The organism is Achromobacter sp. 1011791174 (genome assembly GCF_059760925.1).
The window spans coordinates 18,699-32,830 of sequence record NZ_JCBANH010000076.1; the positions used below are offsets into that span (position 1 = coordinate 18,699).

Sequence of the window (14,132 nt, forward strand, 5' to 3'; positions counted from 1 at the left end):
CCTTTCCTGAACGACCACGCCATGCTCTTCCGGCTTCTTGGCCGGGCGGGCATGGCGAACTTTCATTGGAGCGCTCCCGTGCGTATCGATTCCGCCATTCTTTCGAAAACCCTATCCAACACATTGCACAAGACTGGCGATGCGCCATTGGGCAATATTGGCTCGCTGTACCTCTCCCGCGCGCAGGATCCGGCTCCGCGCATCGAAGGCGGTTTCAGGAAGTGGATACAGGCCAAGCTGTCCCCGCTGCGGGACGTCGCGCGGTCGCCGCAGGCGCGGGCTGAAAGCCAGGTCTGCCGGCAGACCAAGGCGCTCAGCCGCGACGTCGGAAATCTGCTGGCGCTGATGACCCGGCCCGGCGACCAGGATCGCGGCGTGGGCGAGGTGGCGGAGCAGGCGGCCGCCGTGCTCAAGCACGCCTCGGCCCTGTCCAGCAAGACGGGACGCGACGAGATTCAGATACTCGACCAGGTCCTGAAGCGGCACGTCCAGGAGCTGGGCAACCCCAAGCACGGGCTGGGCGACGTCTTCGCGGAGCTGGGCAACGGCATGATGCAAAACCCCATGCTGGCGGGCGCCTTGCGGGAACGTAGTCCGGCGCTGGCTGACGGGCTCATGACGACGCTGACCCGGCACTTGCAGGCGAACGTCAACGGCGCGCTGGCGAAGACGCTGTTCAAGGAGCCGTTGCAAGAGCTGTGCGGCCGGACGGAAGACAAGACATACTTGTCCAGGCAGCTGCTCCTGAACGGCACGCTGGACAAGCTGAACGACGCGATGGGCAAGAAGATCGGCGACATCAGCGATGCGGATTTCCTGACCCTTGCCGTCAAGGATATGAGCCGCAGGGAGCAGCGTGACCTGCGCCACAATTTGCTCGACTCCGGCGTGTTGTCGAAATCGGAGGCGTTCAGGACCATGATCGACACGACGAGCCTGCCGGACGAGAGCGTTCAGGGCGGCACGCAGCAGTGGCGCGATCGATCGACGGCGATGCTGCAGGCGCTGGAGTCGGCGCTGGCGTCGACCCAGCCGTTATGGGCGCGCGCCGCCAGCGACCAATAGCGCGGGAGCGGATGATGGGCGGGATTGCTCGGTCCGGCGGCGTCCGTGTGGCAACCTTGGCCCGGGAGGAACCCAGGCCGCTCCCGGGAATACGCCTGCCGCCGCCGCCGCGCGCGCGGGTGATTCCGCGCCTCTTCCATCGGGCGGCCGCGAGCCTGGCAAGCCTGTTGCCGGGGCGTGGCGACAGCCAGCCTCCCCGCCGCCGCGACCGCGTGCTGGACCAGGCCCTTGCGAACCTGCTGCGCGAAGCGGAAAAAAGCACGCATGACGACATCGTGAAGCGCATTCCCGCCAGGCTCCACCGGCTGGACCAGGCGGTGCGTCGCCACGGCGACCCGGATCTCGCCAGGGCGCGTCTCCAGGATGGCGCGCGGGCATACCTGCGCAACGTGGACGGGCCGACGCTGCAGGCCTTGCGGCGCTTCGACGGCGGCAACGCGGACTTCTATCACATGCGCGGGCGCGGCACGGACGGCGCGCGCCTGGGCCGGGAGCGGGAGCTGGGCAATCTGGTTGCCGAGGAAGCGCTGTTGAGAAGCTGCGAGCTGGCGCTGGCGGGCGCGTTGGCGCGGGAGACCCCCGGGTCGGTCGCCCGGGGCCTGGCGGCGGTGCTGGACGAGATTCCCTTGCGCAGGCTGGTGCCCGCCGGCGATGCGGAACGGGTCGGCATCTGGGATGGCGCGTCGAGCCAGGTGCAGCGCCGGGCGAGGGATCAGCATGCGGCGCTCATCGAGAAGACGCTGGCCATGCCATCGTCCCAGGACACTTCGCTGCGACGCCTGGCTGGCGCGTTGACCGGCAGGTTGGACGCGGACGCCCGCGAGCGCCTGGGGGAACTGGCGCGCGCGTTGCCCTCCGACGCGGACGCGCCTGGGGCGACACAGGATGCGGGCATGCGCCAGGGGCGGCTGCTGCTCGCGCTGCTGGCCGACGCCTCGAGAAATCCTGCCTAGCGTGCTTTCCCGTCAATACCCCCACACGAAATCCAACTCCAACTCTGGCGGTCGCGCGCGACGCGGCGCCCGTTGCCGGGACGCGCCGCGTGGGTTTCAGCCCGATTTCTGCACCACGGACTTGAGAGAGTCCGCCAGCTGCTTGGTGATGGTGCTCTGGATTTCCACCATGATGGTCCATTGCTGGACCTGCTGCTGCATCTGCAGCATCTGAGCGGACGTGAGCGCGCCGTCGGTGTTGTCGGCCATGGATGCCATGGTCGATCGCAGCTTGGATTCAAAGGCGGAGATGCCCGTGGATATCGTATCGTTGATGTAGCCGTAGCTGACGGAGTTGGTCGATGCCATGCTGTGTCCTTTGTCGAGACATGGTGGGAAAAACCGCGATTCAATGCAGAAGCGTCTTCGCGGGGGGAACATCGGCGCTTGTCGGATAACGGGCAAGCACCGCGATCGCGCAGGCGGCGGCTGTCGCGGCCGCCTCGCACAACACGAAGTCCGCGCGGTCGGGGCCGCCGGCGGCCTGCTTCCGATACAGCGCTTCGATTTCTTTCAGCGTCTTGATCAGCGTCAGCTGCAGAGCGGGCCCTTGCGGCCCGGCCAGCCGTTCTTCCAGATCGGTGATGCGTAGCGCGGGAGTGGCCATGGGCTGTCTCTTGAATCAGTGAGCGCGCGTCAGCGGCTGACGACGGCGTAGGTGGGGCCGTCGAACGTGACCTTGCCGTTGTCGATCGAGACCAGGCGGTACTGCCTGTAGGTGCCGCCGGGAACCAGCTTGGTGCCGTCGCCCAGGACAACGAAGGGTTGCGCGCCGCCCATGACGCTGCGTATCGCGAATGGCACCGTGGTGGCGACGGCGCGGCGCGGCGCGGCCGCGGGCGTCGCGGGCAGCAGCGTCGCGACCCGCAGGTGGGTCGGGTTGAATTCCTCGATCACGCGCGCCAGGCGGCGGGCCTGCTCGGGCTCGTCCGGCGGCGTGATCTCCAGCCGCGCGCCGTTCCATGTCCCCTGCGGCTCGGGCAGGCCGGCCTGCGCGGCGGCGGCCGCCAGCCGCTGGCTGACTTCGTCGGCCAGCAGCACCGCGCCCAGGTCCAGCCTGACGCCCGGCAGCGCCGCGCGCAGCATGTCGCCGGTGCGGGCGCGCTGCTCGGCGTCCGGCGCGATGCCCTGGATGGCGAGCACGCCGTCACCCTGGTAGCGCGCGTCGTAACGGATCGGGTAGGCCTGCAGCACACTGAGGGCGGTGGCGCGCAGGTCGGCTTCATTGCTCAGCCGCAGCGCCGGCATGGGCCAGACCCGGGCCATGGCCGTGGCCACCTGTTCCTGCTCGGCCGCGTCGTGCAGCCAGCCCGTGATGATGATGGAATGGTCCGGACGCCGCCCGATTGTCAGGCGCTCGGCCAGGCCCTGCTGCTCAAGCACCCGCCGGATGGCGGGCAGCGATTCCTCGATGGCCTGGCGCATCGGGTCGGCGGCCGCCAGGGCGGTCGGCTGGGGCTGGATGATGTAGACGATGCCGGACACGCAGAGCAGCAGCATCACGACCATGCCCGCGTAGACATACAGCGCCTCGCGGCTCCTGCGCGCGGGCCGGGGCGGCAGGACGGGTTCCGGGTCGGCCGCCTGCGCGGCGAGGCCGGACGCGGCGCCGGCGGATGCGTCGGAGGCGTCCGTCGCGTCGCCGGCCGGATCGAGGAGGGCCTCGTCTTCGACCGTCGCCTCATCCTCCGAGGGGGGCTCGATCCAAGGCGCGTCCGTGGCGGCCAGGGTCAGCCATACCGGGCCCAGCCGGGCGGGTTCGCCCGGCTGGCGCCGTTCTGGGGCGCCGCCGTCCTCCGGCGTCAGGGTCCAGCCCGTCGCGTCGTGGTGGATCCGCGCGGCGCGCGCGGCGATGCCATCGTCGGCCAGCACGATGTCGCAGTCCGGATCGGCGCGCTGGCGCGGCGGTGCAGGCCCGACAGGACGCGCAGCTCCAGGCCGTCGGCGTTCACAGATCCACCCGCGCCAGCGGCTGCACATTGATCTCCTGGGTCAGCTCCTGATAGCTGAGCACGGGCAGCTCATACAGGTCCTGCTCGATCATCTTGCGCAGGTAGCGCCGGATATCCATGGATGTGAGCAGCACCGGCTTCTGCACCGCGTTGCCCAGGTCGCCCACGGTGCGCTTGATATTCTCCAGCAGCACCTTGCCGGCGGCGGGGTCCAGCGCCAGATAGCTGCCGGCCGAGGTCTGGCGGATGGCGCCGCGCAGGGTTTCCTCGACATTGGGCGCCAGCAGGTAGGCCGGCAGGATGTTCTGCCCGCTCGAATGCTTGTGGCTGATGTGGCGCTTGAGCGCGATGCGCACATACTCGGCCAGCAGCACGGAATCCTTTTCCTTCTGGCCCCATTCGATCAACGCTTCCAGCACGCCGCGCAGGTTGCGCACCGAGATGTCTTCCGACACCAGGCGCTGCAGGATTTCGGCGATCTTCTGCACCGGCATGATGCGGCCGGCTTCCTTGACCAGTTCCGGAAAGCGCTCTTCCATCGCGGTCAGCAGGAAACGCGTTTCCTGGATGCCGATGAAATCCGACGAGTATTTCTTCAGCATGAAGGCCAGGTGCCAGGCCAGGATCTGGTTGCTGTCCAGCGTGGGCACGCCCGCTTCCCGCAGCGTGTCCGCCAGGGTGTCGCTGACCCACAGGGTGGAAAGGTCGGGCAGGAATTTCTTGTCGGTCTCGAACGGCACCTGCAGCGCGTGCAGGTGCGCCTCGGTGTCGCGGGCCAGTACATGGCCGGGCCGCAGCCTGCCCTGCGACACGGGCACCTCCGACAGCAGGATGGTGTAGTGCTCGTCCGGCAGGGTCTCGTTGAAGCGCAGCTGGATGCCGGGGAAGGGCACGCCCAGGTCGAAGTACAGCGCCCGGCGGATCTTCATGAGCTCGGCGTTGAGCGTCTCCGCGTTGAAGCTGCGCTGCAATCCGGCCGCCACGTCCAGCATGAGCGGCACCGAGGGCGCAAACTCGGCGCTGCCGTCCGTCTTGGGCTTTTCGGGCTTCTGGCCGTCCGGGGCCAGGGACGAGATCTCGGTGATCACGCCGGTCTTCTCGTCCACCACCTTGCGGGTGGAGCGCAGCAGCACCAGGCCCACCGTCCCCACCGCCAGCGCCAGTATCGCGAAAACCAGGGTCGGCATGCCGGGGATCAGACCCATGCCCAGGGCGATGGCGGCGGCGATGACCAGCGCGCGCGGTTGCGCCAGCACCTGGGAGCCGATGTCCCGACCGACGTTGGACGGTCCGTCGCCGGTCTGCACGCGCGTCACGATGATGCCGGCGCAGATGGCGATGAACAGCGCGGGGATCTGCGCGATCAGGCCGTCGCCGATGGTCAGGATCGAATACACCTGCACCGCGTTGCCGGCCGTCATGCCGCGTTGCAGCGTGCCGATGAGAATACCGCCCAGCAGGTTGACGGCCACGATGATGAGGCCGGCGATGGCGTCGCCCTTCACGAACTTCATCGCGCCGTCCATGGCGCCGTAGAGCTGGCTTTCCTTCTCGACCACGGAACGGCGCTGGCGGGCCTGGTCCATGTCGATGGTGCCCGCGCGCAGGTCGGCGTCGATCGACATCTGCTTGCCGGGCATGGCGTCCAGCGAGAAGCGCGCCGCGACTTCGGCCACGCGCTCGGCGCCCTTGGTGATGACCACGAACTGCACGATGGTCAGGATCAGGAACACCACCAGGCCGACGATCAGGTTGCCGCCGACCACGAAGTTGCCGAAGGTCTCGATGATGTGGCCGGCGTCGCCTTGCAGCAGGATGAGTCGCGTGGTGGCGATGGAGATGCCCAGCCGGAACAGCGTCGTGACCAGCAGCACGGATGGAAACGACGAGAACGCCAGCGGTGACGGCAGGTACATGGCCACCATCAGCAGCGTGGCGGAGATGGTCATGTTGACGCCGATGAGCGCGTCCACCGCCAGCGTCGGCAGCGGCAGGATCATCATGAAGATGATGGCCACGATCATCACCGCCAGGATGATGTCGTTGCGGCTGGTCAGCGCGGCGATGCCGCGATTGAGCAGGTTATGCATGATCCGTCTCCCGGGCCGGGACGGCCTGCTGGCGCAGCGCGACGAAGGCGCGCATCGCCGCCATGGCTTCCTCGTGCCGCTCCAGCGCCTGCAGGCAATCCGAGCGCAGCAGGTGGAACACGGCCGTGGGGGGCGCCTTCATGGCCAGCGCGTCCAGCGTGGCCAGCGCGGCCTTGGGTTTGCCGCTGCGCAGCTGGGCCAGCGCCAGCGCGCAGCGGTTGCGGTTGTCGCTGGCCTTGACGGCCTCCAGCGCGTGCAGCAGGGCCGTGGCCCGCTCCGGGCGGTTGTTTTCCAGATAGATGAAGGCCAGCAGCGAAATGAGTTCGCGGCTCTCGTCGCTGAGCATGGCGGGCGCGTTCATCCTTGCAGCAGCGCGTTGCGGTACATGGCCACCAGATCCCGCAGGCGGGTCTCGTCGCTCAGGGTGCGCTGCGCGCGCTGCACCGTCGCGGCGGTCTCGCTGTCGGCCGGCCGCAAGCCCGCCAGATCGGCGCAGGCGCGTTGCAGCCCCCTGTTGAAACGGACCGGGGTCAGCGCATCGTTGTCGGCGATGTCCGGCCGCAGGTGGGCCGTGATGAAGGAAGCCAGGTTGGGCTTGGCCAGCAGGACTTCGAGATTGTTCCTGGCGGCCTCTTCCAGCGGCGCGATCTCGCGCAGCGCGGGCAGCGATTCCTGGACGCTTTCGCGCGCCTGGTAGCTGATGCCGCTCAGGCCGAGGTCGAGGCTGAGCGAGCTGTTGAAGGACAGATTGGCCATGAAGGTTCCTGTGGGCGGGAGATTGCGTTGCGGGGAATCAAAGCGTCTGCAGCCACTGACGCAGGTCGGCGCAGGCCCGCGCGCCGCGCGGCCCCGAGAATTCAGCGCGCGGAATGCGGCTCAGCGCGACCAGCCAGCGCTGATGGTCGCGCTCGCGCAGCGCCAGCTGCACGGTGTCTTCGCGCAGATGAAACAGATGCGCCTGCCTGCAGGCGCGCTCGAAGACGTCCAGACCACCGTAACCGAGCGGGTGCAGGATGAAAACGAGCACCGCTTCGTCCCGCTCCTGCACGCCCAGGTATTGCTGGTTCGCCAGCGCGGCCAGCCATTCGCCGTTGTGGTTCAGCCGGCAGTCCGGCAGTCCGAGCTCGCGGGAGAAATCCAGCAGGTTCAGCTCCAGGCTCATGCCTCGTCCTCCTTGGCGATGTTGATGTCCAGCGCCGCCTGATTGGCGTCCAGCACGGCGTCGCGGGTTTCCTTGTCGGGATAGGAATGCACGGGAAATTGGCGGAATATGTTCCGCACGGACTTGAGAAAGTCGATCCGGTCGGGCAACGGGTCCACGGCGCGTTTCGCGGCCAGCCCCTCTATGGTGTTGGCGTCGACCCATCGGCTGTCCGTGATGGCCACGATGTCCGTCAGCAAGGGGTCCCTGGCCACGGCCGTGTAGCCCCGGCTGTTCATGGCGCTGGCGATCTCGGCGCAGCTTTCCAGTGCGGTGATCATGACCTCCAGCTTGTACAGGTCGGATACCAGCGCATTCAGGCGCGATAGCTGCGTCGATGGCTCCACGGCGGCCAGGTCCGCGCCCAGCGCGCTGGTCAGCTGCCGGATGGCCTTTTCGATGTTGTCGCCGCCGAAGCGCTCCAGGCTGGTGGCCAGCGTCTGCGACAGCGAGGGTTCGCCCAGCACGATGTCGCGGTAGGTGTCCAGGAACGTGCCCACGCCCTCGGCCGTTCGTGCGAATTCGGCGGCGGCGGGCAGGGCGTTCAGGCCGGCGCGGATGCTCGGGCCATGGTCCGACTCGAGATCGGCGATGGCCGTGCGCAGCCGTTCCAGCTTGCTGTCGGGCGTCTGTTGGCGCTCGCCCTGGCGCAGCGCGTACTGCAGGGCTAGGTATTGCTGGGTCACGTCGCGGTACGACTGCGTGACGAGCTTCCTGGGGCCATCGTGGCCGGCCAGCAGATGCTTGGTCAGTTCCACCAGCTTGGCCTGCGCATCGGGTTCGTGCGACTGCTGCATCGCGTCCACGACCTCGTCCGCGTGGACGACGCGACGCGCCCGCTCGGGCGCGAACTTGCGCTCGGTATGGTGCTTTTCCTCGACCTTGTGAGCCATGCCCAGGCTCAGCTCCTCGGCCGCGTCGGTCAGGCTGAAGGCGTCGGTGTCGAGGGCCGGCGAAGCGCCCGATGGCGCCACCTGGCCCACCTGGCCTGGCAACGGGAGGGCGAGGTCCAGGTCGGCCCGTTTGGCGACGGCAGCGCCGCCGGCCACGCCGGGCGCCGGCGTTGGCATCCTGGGCTGGTTTTGCAGTGTAGGCATATTGGATCCCGTCAAACAGGCCGCCGTCCATGCCGCGGCATGGCGATCGGAATACGGGAGCTGTAGTAACGGCCGGGGCCGGCGAGTTCCCGCTCCCGGCATGGAACCTTCCAGGCCGGAGCGGTTACGCAGTCGCGCTGTGGCCATGTCGGCCACGTCGGCCGAGGCGTGAGGTGAGTTCCGATGAATCTGGGCATTGAACAGTTCCGTGGCATAGGAACGGGTCGCTACGATCTGGACCGGACCGTGGCGCTGTCGCGGGACGGTGGCCTGCAACGCGGCGAATCCGTGCTGGCGCAACGCGTGAAGGGCTGGGCCAACAAGCTGGCGTGCCACTTCGGCGGGCAGGAGCGCAGGGCTGGGGGCGGGGCATCGGAGCAGGTGCTCGGCCAGTTGCGGCAGACGCTCGAGCGAGCGATCGGGCAGACGTCGACGCGCTACGCCATGGCGGGCGCGGGCATCAAGGAGAATCGCCCCTTGACGTCGCGGCAGATCACGCGCGCGCTGGCGATCGCGGATCAATACCGGTTGGGCGCCGTGCGCGCGAACGAGGACAAGCTCTCGGCGGCTTGCGGGAAAATCGCGGACCCCGTGGTCAGGCAGGCGCTCGCCAAGCTGGTGCGCACGGACCCGGGGTACGGGTCGGGCCGCTTGTCGGACGCCCATATGGAGGCGCTGGGCCAGCGGGCGGATGACAAGGTCGCGGCGGCGCGCGAGCAACGGGCGCAGCAGCGCTATCCGGGCCTGGCGGCCTATGCCCGCGCCAACGGGATCGCATTCGCCGAGACTGCCGGCAAGCCGCTGGAAAGCCTGCCGCGCAGCATGCTGACCGAGGCAAGCGTCCGGCAAGCGGGTTGCGGCGCGGCCTTGACCCCCGAGAATGTGAAGCAGGTCCTGGCGTCGCTGGGACGGGCGTCGGAGCTGCTGGGCAAGACGGCCTGGCATCAGGAAGGTCTGCAGGCGCTGCATGGCGCCCTGTCGGCCAGCCGGGATCAGCTCGAAACGCTCAGGGACGGCATCGCGCAGGCGGAGATCGGCGCGGGCAAGGCGGTAGCCGAACCCAGCCTGACGACGGCGGTGCTGAGGGAACTGGACGCGCTCAAGGGCCTGGTGGAACGCAAGATGGACGGCGTCGTCGCCATGGCCATGACCAATCCCCTGTCACGGCGCGCCGTGCTGGAAAGCAATCTGCAATGGGCCTGCATCGGCGCGCGCATCATGGCGTCCGTGTCCGCGGCGGAACCTAACCCGTCCGCTGGCACGTCGTCTTCGGACATTCCGAGAGCTCTAACCGGAGAAGCCCGCAAGGGCGTACTGGCGGGCCTGAGCGAAAAATGGCAGGCGCGTCAGGAAGTGGCGCAAGGAAAGTTGCGCGATTGCGGCATCTTTTCCGAGCAGATCGGCGCGCCGAAGGGCAAGAAGGATTCCACCCATCCCGTTGTCGCGGGCAAGGCCGAAATCCTGAAGACGCTGCGGCAGGACCTGAGGTCCGCCGGCCTGAGCGAGCGGCAGGTCGCCGAGCTCACATCCAAGAAGGCCCTGGCGGACCTGCAGCGCGACCTGCTGGCCGATGCCGGGAAATGGCAGCAGACCTCGCGCAGCATGGTGTTGAACCGCAATGGCGTGATCCGCAGCTATGAAAGCGTCATCACCCCGGCCAACCGGATCCAGGCGCCCCTGGCGCGACGCTATGAGAGCGCGATGGTCAGCTCCAAGGTGACCGATGGCGCGGACGGCGTGCGCAACCTGAAGATCAGCGAGCTGCGGGGCGCCGACGGCGAGCGGCTGGCGCATATCGTCGGCCACGGCGTGCTGGACATGTGGGACATCCCGGATGACGATGCGCGCCACGCCGCCAACGCCGAGGGCGCGCGGCAGGTGCTGGAGGCCGCCGTGACCGGCAACGCCGCCTTCATGGCGCGGATGGCGCAGCCGTCGCAGACGCCGCCGCAGCTCACGCACGTCAGCGTCAACCTGATCACGCCGGACAGCATCCGCCATCTGCCGCTGATCCGGAACCTCAATCCGAAATTTGATGAGCTGACCTTCACGCGCAATCAGTTCCGGGCGTTCGATGAGGCGGCCGGCCAGGGCAAGCTGAGCATCAGCGGCTCCGGCCCGGGCGCCGCTGGCGGCGATATCGAAGCCGGCGTGGACATCAACGCCATCACCTTTTCCTTCGGCATCAACAAGCTGGCGACCTCGCCCTTCCTGGGGATGATCGGCGGCGTGTGGCGCAACGTGCAGGACCACAACACGCGGAACATGATCAAGCTGATCGGCGACCTGGGCGCGCCGGGCAGCAGCGGCGCGGATATGCGCGGCGCCGCGCCGGGTGGCTTCATCGGCAGGGCGATCGAGAGAGTGTCGGAAAAGCTGGATTCGCCGGACCTGGCGCCCGAGGATCGGGACCGCCTGACGGACCTTATCGCGGATCTGCGCGAACAGACCGGGCTGGTCAGAAGCATGTTCCTGGATCGCGCCTATGAAAAGGCCGACGGCGACTCGGCCAAGATGGGGCGGGAGATCGTCTTTTTGCAGACGCTGGCCGACCAGGCCTTGCAGCGGGCGGGCGTGGACGACATGGCGGCGACCGTGTCCAAGGGCTGCAAGTCCGACAAGGACCGGGGCGGCGTGCTGGACACGGAACTCAAGGCCAAGCTGGTGCTGCGGGACCTGGGCGGCGATCTGCGCCATGACCGGCCCATGGACGAGCAGGACCGCGGCATCTATCTGCAGGTCGCCGCGCAGTCCGGGCAGCTGGAGAACCAGGTACGCAACGCGAGCCTGGGGGGCAGCAAGGAGACGCCGCACATGGAGGACCGCATCGTCGACCTGAAAGCGATGCAGTATCTGTCGGGCCTGGGCGCCTACGCCCAGGCTTGAGCGGCCGCGCGGCGGCGATTCGTGATCTTGGAAAGGAAGGCGATATGCATACGTTCAGGGAGTTGGTGGCCGGGCTGGGCGCGGGCCTGGCAATACCGGACATGGAAGCGGACGAGGACGGCTATGTGGCGCTGGACATGGACGGCCACATCATCCATCTCCAGGACGATGCCGGCGCGGGCGCGATCGTCCTGTATGCGTTGCTGCAGGAGATCGAGGACGCGCGGCTGCTGGAGGTCTGCGCGCGCCTGCTGACGGCAAACGCCTTCTGGCGCGAGACCGGCGGCGCGACGCTGGCGCTGGACGAGGCGTCGGGGCATGTGCTGCTCTGCCGCGCCGTGCCCCTGGTCGGGCTGGACCTGGCGGGGCTGGAAACGGCCCTGGGGGATTTCGCCGACGCGGTCGCGCACTGGAGCCGCTGGCTGGTAGCCGTGAACGACGGCGGCGCGCTGTATGACGACGAGGGCGGCATGGTGGTCCGGGATTTCGCGCCCTTCGGCGCGGGATTGGCCTGAACCCGGGCCGAGCGGGGACGTTGCGAAATTTTCGTTCTCCGGATGGAACCAGGAGGCGTTTCCAGCCACCCAGCGGAGTCCATTTTTCATTTTCAGAGAGGTCATGCCATGCCTGCCGCCGTTGCCGTAATGAGTGCTTCCTCCGTCAGCCAGGCGCTGCTGTCCGGCGACATCGAAACCGCGCTGCTGGCGGTGCAGACCAACCGCACGCAATTGCTGGACAGGCAGCTTTCGTCGCAGATCCAGGCGGTGCAGCAGAAGAACGAACAGGCCGCGAAGCTGAACGCGGTGATGTCGGCCATCAATACCGCGATGGCCCAGTACCCGAAGGATGGCGACAGCGACGCCACGATCAAGGATTGGGATCAAGCCAAGGTGGTGAAGTACGAAATGCCGCTGAACCAGGCGTTGAAGGATGCTGGAATCACCGAGATTCCCTCCTGGAGTTCCGGCGAGGGGCAACTGCCGAATGGCCAGGCCAATATCACGGGCAAGGCCGTGTTCCGAGGCGATCGCAATCTGGGCGATATCAAGGGCATGCAGAGTTTCATCCAGGGCAAGTTGGATTCGCTCAACAGCACGCAGCAGATGGACATGATGGCCCTGCAGTCGCTGAGCAACAAGCGCAACGAATCCTTCGACGTGATGACCAACTTCATCAAGAAGATGCAGGACGGCCGGTCCAGCATCGTGGGCAACATGCGCTGACATGAACAAGACATCTCAAGAGATCCTGGCCGAATCGCGCGCCCTGCTGGAACAGATCGAACGGCAATCCAGCGATCAGGAATCCGTGCTGCGCGAGTTGGGCATCACGGGCGGGCTGCGCGGCATCGCCACGGACGGCCTGCTTACCGAGAGCCAGCGCCAGCATGCCCAGGCCCTGTTCGATGCCGATATGGCCGAGGTGCGCAAGGATGTCGAAAGCGTAAGGGTGCGCCTGGAGCAGGGCGGCGCCATGCCGGGACGGGCAGGGGCGGCGCCGTCCAGGCCGGGGCGCAGGAAGATGATCTGAGACAGGCTTGCCCACATTCATGGAAATCAGCAATGAGCCTACACACCGCGGACGATGACACGATGACCTGGGAGACGCTGTCGGCCAATACCCGGGCCTTTGGCGAGTACCTCAAGGGCGGCGGCACCCTGGGCGCGCTGCGCGGCATCGGCGATGACGAGAACGAGGCGCTGTACGCGCTCGGGCGCCAGCACTACGACCAGCAGCAGTATGCCGAGGCCTTCAAGCTGTTCTCGATGCTCGTGGCCAACGACCATACGGACGGGCGCTACGTGATGGCGCTGGGCGCGGCCGGACAGATGATAGGCCGGCATCGGGACGCCCTGACGCAGTACATGGCCGCGTCGGCCCTGATGATGGGCCATCCGCAACCCGTGTTCCACAGCGCCCAGTGCCTGATCGAGCTGGGACACGCGGACATGGCGCTGGAAACGCTGGAACTGGCCTTGTCGCTATGCGTCGAGGATGAGCACGCGCCCTTCGCCGGGCATATTCAACAATTGATCGAGCGCCTGCGGGGCGGCCGCAGCTGAGGAGCTTTTCATGCCCATCGTCATTAATCCTGCGAGCGCCAACCTGGTCGGGCCGGCGCCGGCGTCCGAGGAAAACGAGCCCTCCACGCGCAGGCGCAGGATTCCGTCGCTGATGGCCGAGGCCGTGCAGGCCGCGCCCGGAAAGGAGATCGCCGATGCCGGCGGACTGCCCGCGCCCAAGGCCGGCAAGGCGCTCGAGAACGAGGTTATCGAACTGCTGGACTCGCTGGTCGAGCAATACCCCGACGCGGCGGCGGCGGATCTGGATCAGGTGATGCGCCTGTTCTACATGATCCAGCAGTCCAACAAGGAAACCCGGCGCGAGAACGCGACCGCCGCGACCAGAGCCGGATTCGATGCCGGGATGAGCGCGGCGAAGAACATCTGTTCCGCCGCCGACGAGCGCCAGGCCAGCGCCTACATGTCGGCCGGGGCGTCGATCGCCGGCGGCGCATTGCAGGTGGGCGGGGGCTTGGCGGGCGGCGCGCTGGGCATCAAGAGCGCGCGGGAAGGCAGGATGGCGACGGACGCGCAGACTCGGTGGAAGACGGCCGGCGGCGACAAGACGTCGGCCGAATACACCACGGCGAGAGCGGAATTCGCCGTTCACAGTGAGCGATCGGCCACGCTGGGTTCGAGAAGCCAGGCGTTCATCACGTCGGCGCCGGGCAGCGCGCAGGCCGTGTCGGGCGCGGGCCAGATGGCGGCGGCGGACAAGGAACACGAAGCCAGCGATATCGATGCCCAGAAGATGAAATGGGAGGCCGTGCGCGCGGCCTTCGAAAG

The 14,132-nt window shown here is 67.6% G+C and carries 16 protein-coding genes; 8 read left to right on the forward strand and 8 right to left on the reverse strand.

Annotated features, from left to right (window positions below; genetic code table 11):
- Positions 1-78 precede the first annotated feature (78 nt).
- Both AC6LJ5_RS22285 and AC6LJ5_RS22290 read left to right on the forward strand, forming a co-directional pair.
- Positions 79-1,065: a hypothetical protein gene (locus AC6LJ5_RS22285; protein ID WP_498141644.1), complete on the forward strand. Its 987-nt coding sequence runs from the start codon at positions 79-81 to the stop codon at positions 1,063-1,065.
- Positions 1,066-1,184: 119 nt separating this feature from the next.
- Positions 1,185-2,018 (forward strand): hypothetical protein, encoded by an 834-nt coding sequence (locus AC6LJ5_RS22290; RefSeq protein ID WP_498141645.1) that lies wholly within the window; start codon positions 1,185-1,187, stop codon positions 2,016-2,018.
- 96 nt (positions 2,019-2,114) lie between these two features.
- Here AC6LJ5_RS22290 and AC6LJ5_RS22295 read toward each other — a convergent pair whose 3' ends face one another.
- Genes AC6LJ5_RS22295 through sctW form a run of 8 tightly spaced genes read right to left on the reverse strand, consistent with a single transcriptional unit; the run spans position 2,115 to position 8,397 of the window.
- Positions 2,115-2,366 carry an EscF/YscF/HrpA family type III secretion system needle major subunit gene (locus AC6LJ5_RS22295; protein ID WP_498141646.1) on the reverse strand — a complete coding sequence of 84 codons (252 nt, stop codon included), beginning with the start codon at positions 2,364-2,366 and terminating at the stop codon, positions 2,115-2,117.
- Between the two features lie 40 nt (positions 2,367-2,406).
- Complete coding sequence (locus AC6LJ5_RS22300) at positions 2,407-2,664, reverse strand: hypothetical protein (RefSeq protein WP_498141647.1); 258 nt, start codon at positions 2,662-2,664, stop codon at positions 2,407-2,409.
- 29 nt (positions 2,665-2,693) lie between these two features.
- The gene (gene sctD, locus AC6LJ5_RS22305) at positions 2,694-4,037 is read right to left on the reverse strand and encodes a type III secretion system inner membrane ring subunit SctD (protein ID WP_498141648.1); all 1,344 of its coding nucleotides are present in this window, start codon (positions 4,035-4,037) and stop codon (positions 2,694-2,696) included.
- Positions 4,006-6,099 (reverse strand): type III secretion system export apparatus subunit SctV, encoded by a 2,094-nt coding sequence (sctV, locus tag AC6LJ5_RS22310; RefSeq protein WP_498141649.1) that lies wholly within the window; start codon positions 6,097-6,099, stop codon positions 4,006-4,008. Before sctV ends, sctD begins: the two co-directional genes overlap by 32 nt.
- Positions 6,092-6,460, reverse strand: coding sequence for a type III secretion apparatus assembly chaperone SctY (gene sctY, locus AC6LJ5_RS22315; protein WP_498141650.1), 369 nt, complete (start codon positions 6,458-6,460; stop codon positions 6,092-6,094). The genes sctV and sctY overlap by 8 nt, the downstream gene beginning before the upstream one ends.
- The gene (sctX, locus tag AC6LJ5_RS22320; protein ID WP_498141651.1) at positions 6,457-6,855 is read right to left on the reverse strand and encodes a type III secretion apparatus assembly protein SctX; all 399 of its coding nucleotides are present in this window, start codon (positions 6,853-6,855) and stop codon (positions 6,457-6,459) included. Before sctX ends, sctY begins: the two co-directional genes overlap by 4 nt.
- Before the next feature lie 37 nt (positions 6,856-6,892).
- Positions 6,893-7,261 (reverse strand): hypothetical protein, encoded by a 369-nt coding sequence (locus AC6LJ5_RS22325; protein ID WP_498141652.1) that lies wholly within the window; start codon positions 7,259-7,261, stop codon positions 6,893-6,895.
- On the reverse strand, positions 7,258-8,397 hold the full coding sequence (gene sctW, locus AC6LJ5_RS22330) for a type III secretion system gatekeeper subunit SctW (protein ID WP_498141653.1): 1,140 nt from the start codon (positions 8,395-8,397) through the stop codon (positions 7,258-7,260). The genes AC6LJ5_RS22325 and sctW overlap by 4 nt, the downstream gene beginning before the upstream one ends.
- Positions 8,398-8,580: 183 nt before the next feature.
- On the opposite strand from sctW, the gene AC6LJ5_RS22335 reads away from it, so the two are divergent.
- The 6 genes from AC6LJ5_RS22335 to AC6LJ5_RS22360 all read left to right on the forward strand — a co-directional run.
- Entirely contained in the window at positions 8,581-11,283 is a 2,703-nt protein-coding gene (locus AC6LJ5_RS22335) for an inositol phosphate phosphatase SopB (RefSeq protein ID WP_498141654.1), read from the forward strand.
- Positions 11,284-11,327: 44 nt separating this feature from the next.
- The gene (locus tag AC6LJ5_RS22340) at positions 11,328-11,798 is read left to right on the forward strand and encodes a type III secretion system chaperone (protein WP_498141655.1); all 471 of its coding nucleotides are present in this window, start codon (positions 11,328-11,330) and stop codon (positions 11,796-11,798) included.
- Positions 11,799-11,927: 129 nt separating this feature from the next.
- Positions 11,928-12,506, forward strand: a complete 579-nt coding sequence (locus AC6LJ5_RS22345; protein ID WP_498141656.1) for a hypothetical protein — start codon at positions 11,928-11,930, stop codon at positions 12,504-12,506.
- 1 nt (position 12,507) lies between these two features.
- Positions 12,508-12,813, forward strand: a complete 306-nt coding sequence (locus tag AC6LJ5_RS22350; RefSeq protein ID WP_498141657.1) for a hypothetical protein — start codon at positions 12,508-12,510, stop codon at positions 12,811-12,813.
- 32 nt (positions 12,814-12,845) lie between these two features.
- Positions 12,846-13,346: a SycD/LcrH family type III secretion system chaperone gene (locus tag AC6LJ5_RS22355; RefSeq protein WP_498141658.1), complete on the forward strand. Its 501-nt coding sequence runs from the start codon at positions 12,846-12,848 to the stop codon at positions 13,344-13,346.
- 10 nt (positions 13,347-13,356) lie between these two features.
- Positions 13,357-14,132 (forward strand): hypothetical protein (locus AC6LJ5_RS22360; RefSeq protein WP_498141659.1); only part of this gene is annotated, 776 nt, incomplete at its 3' end.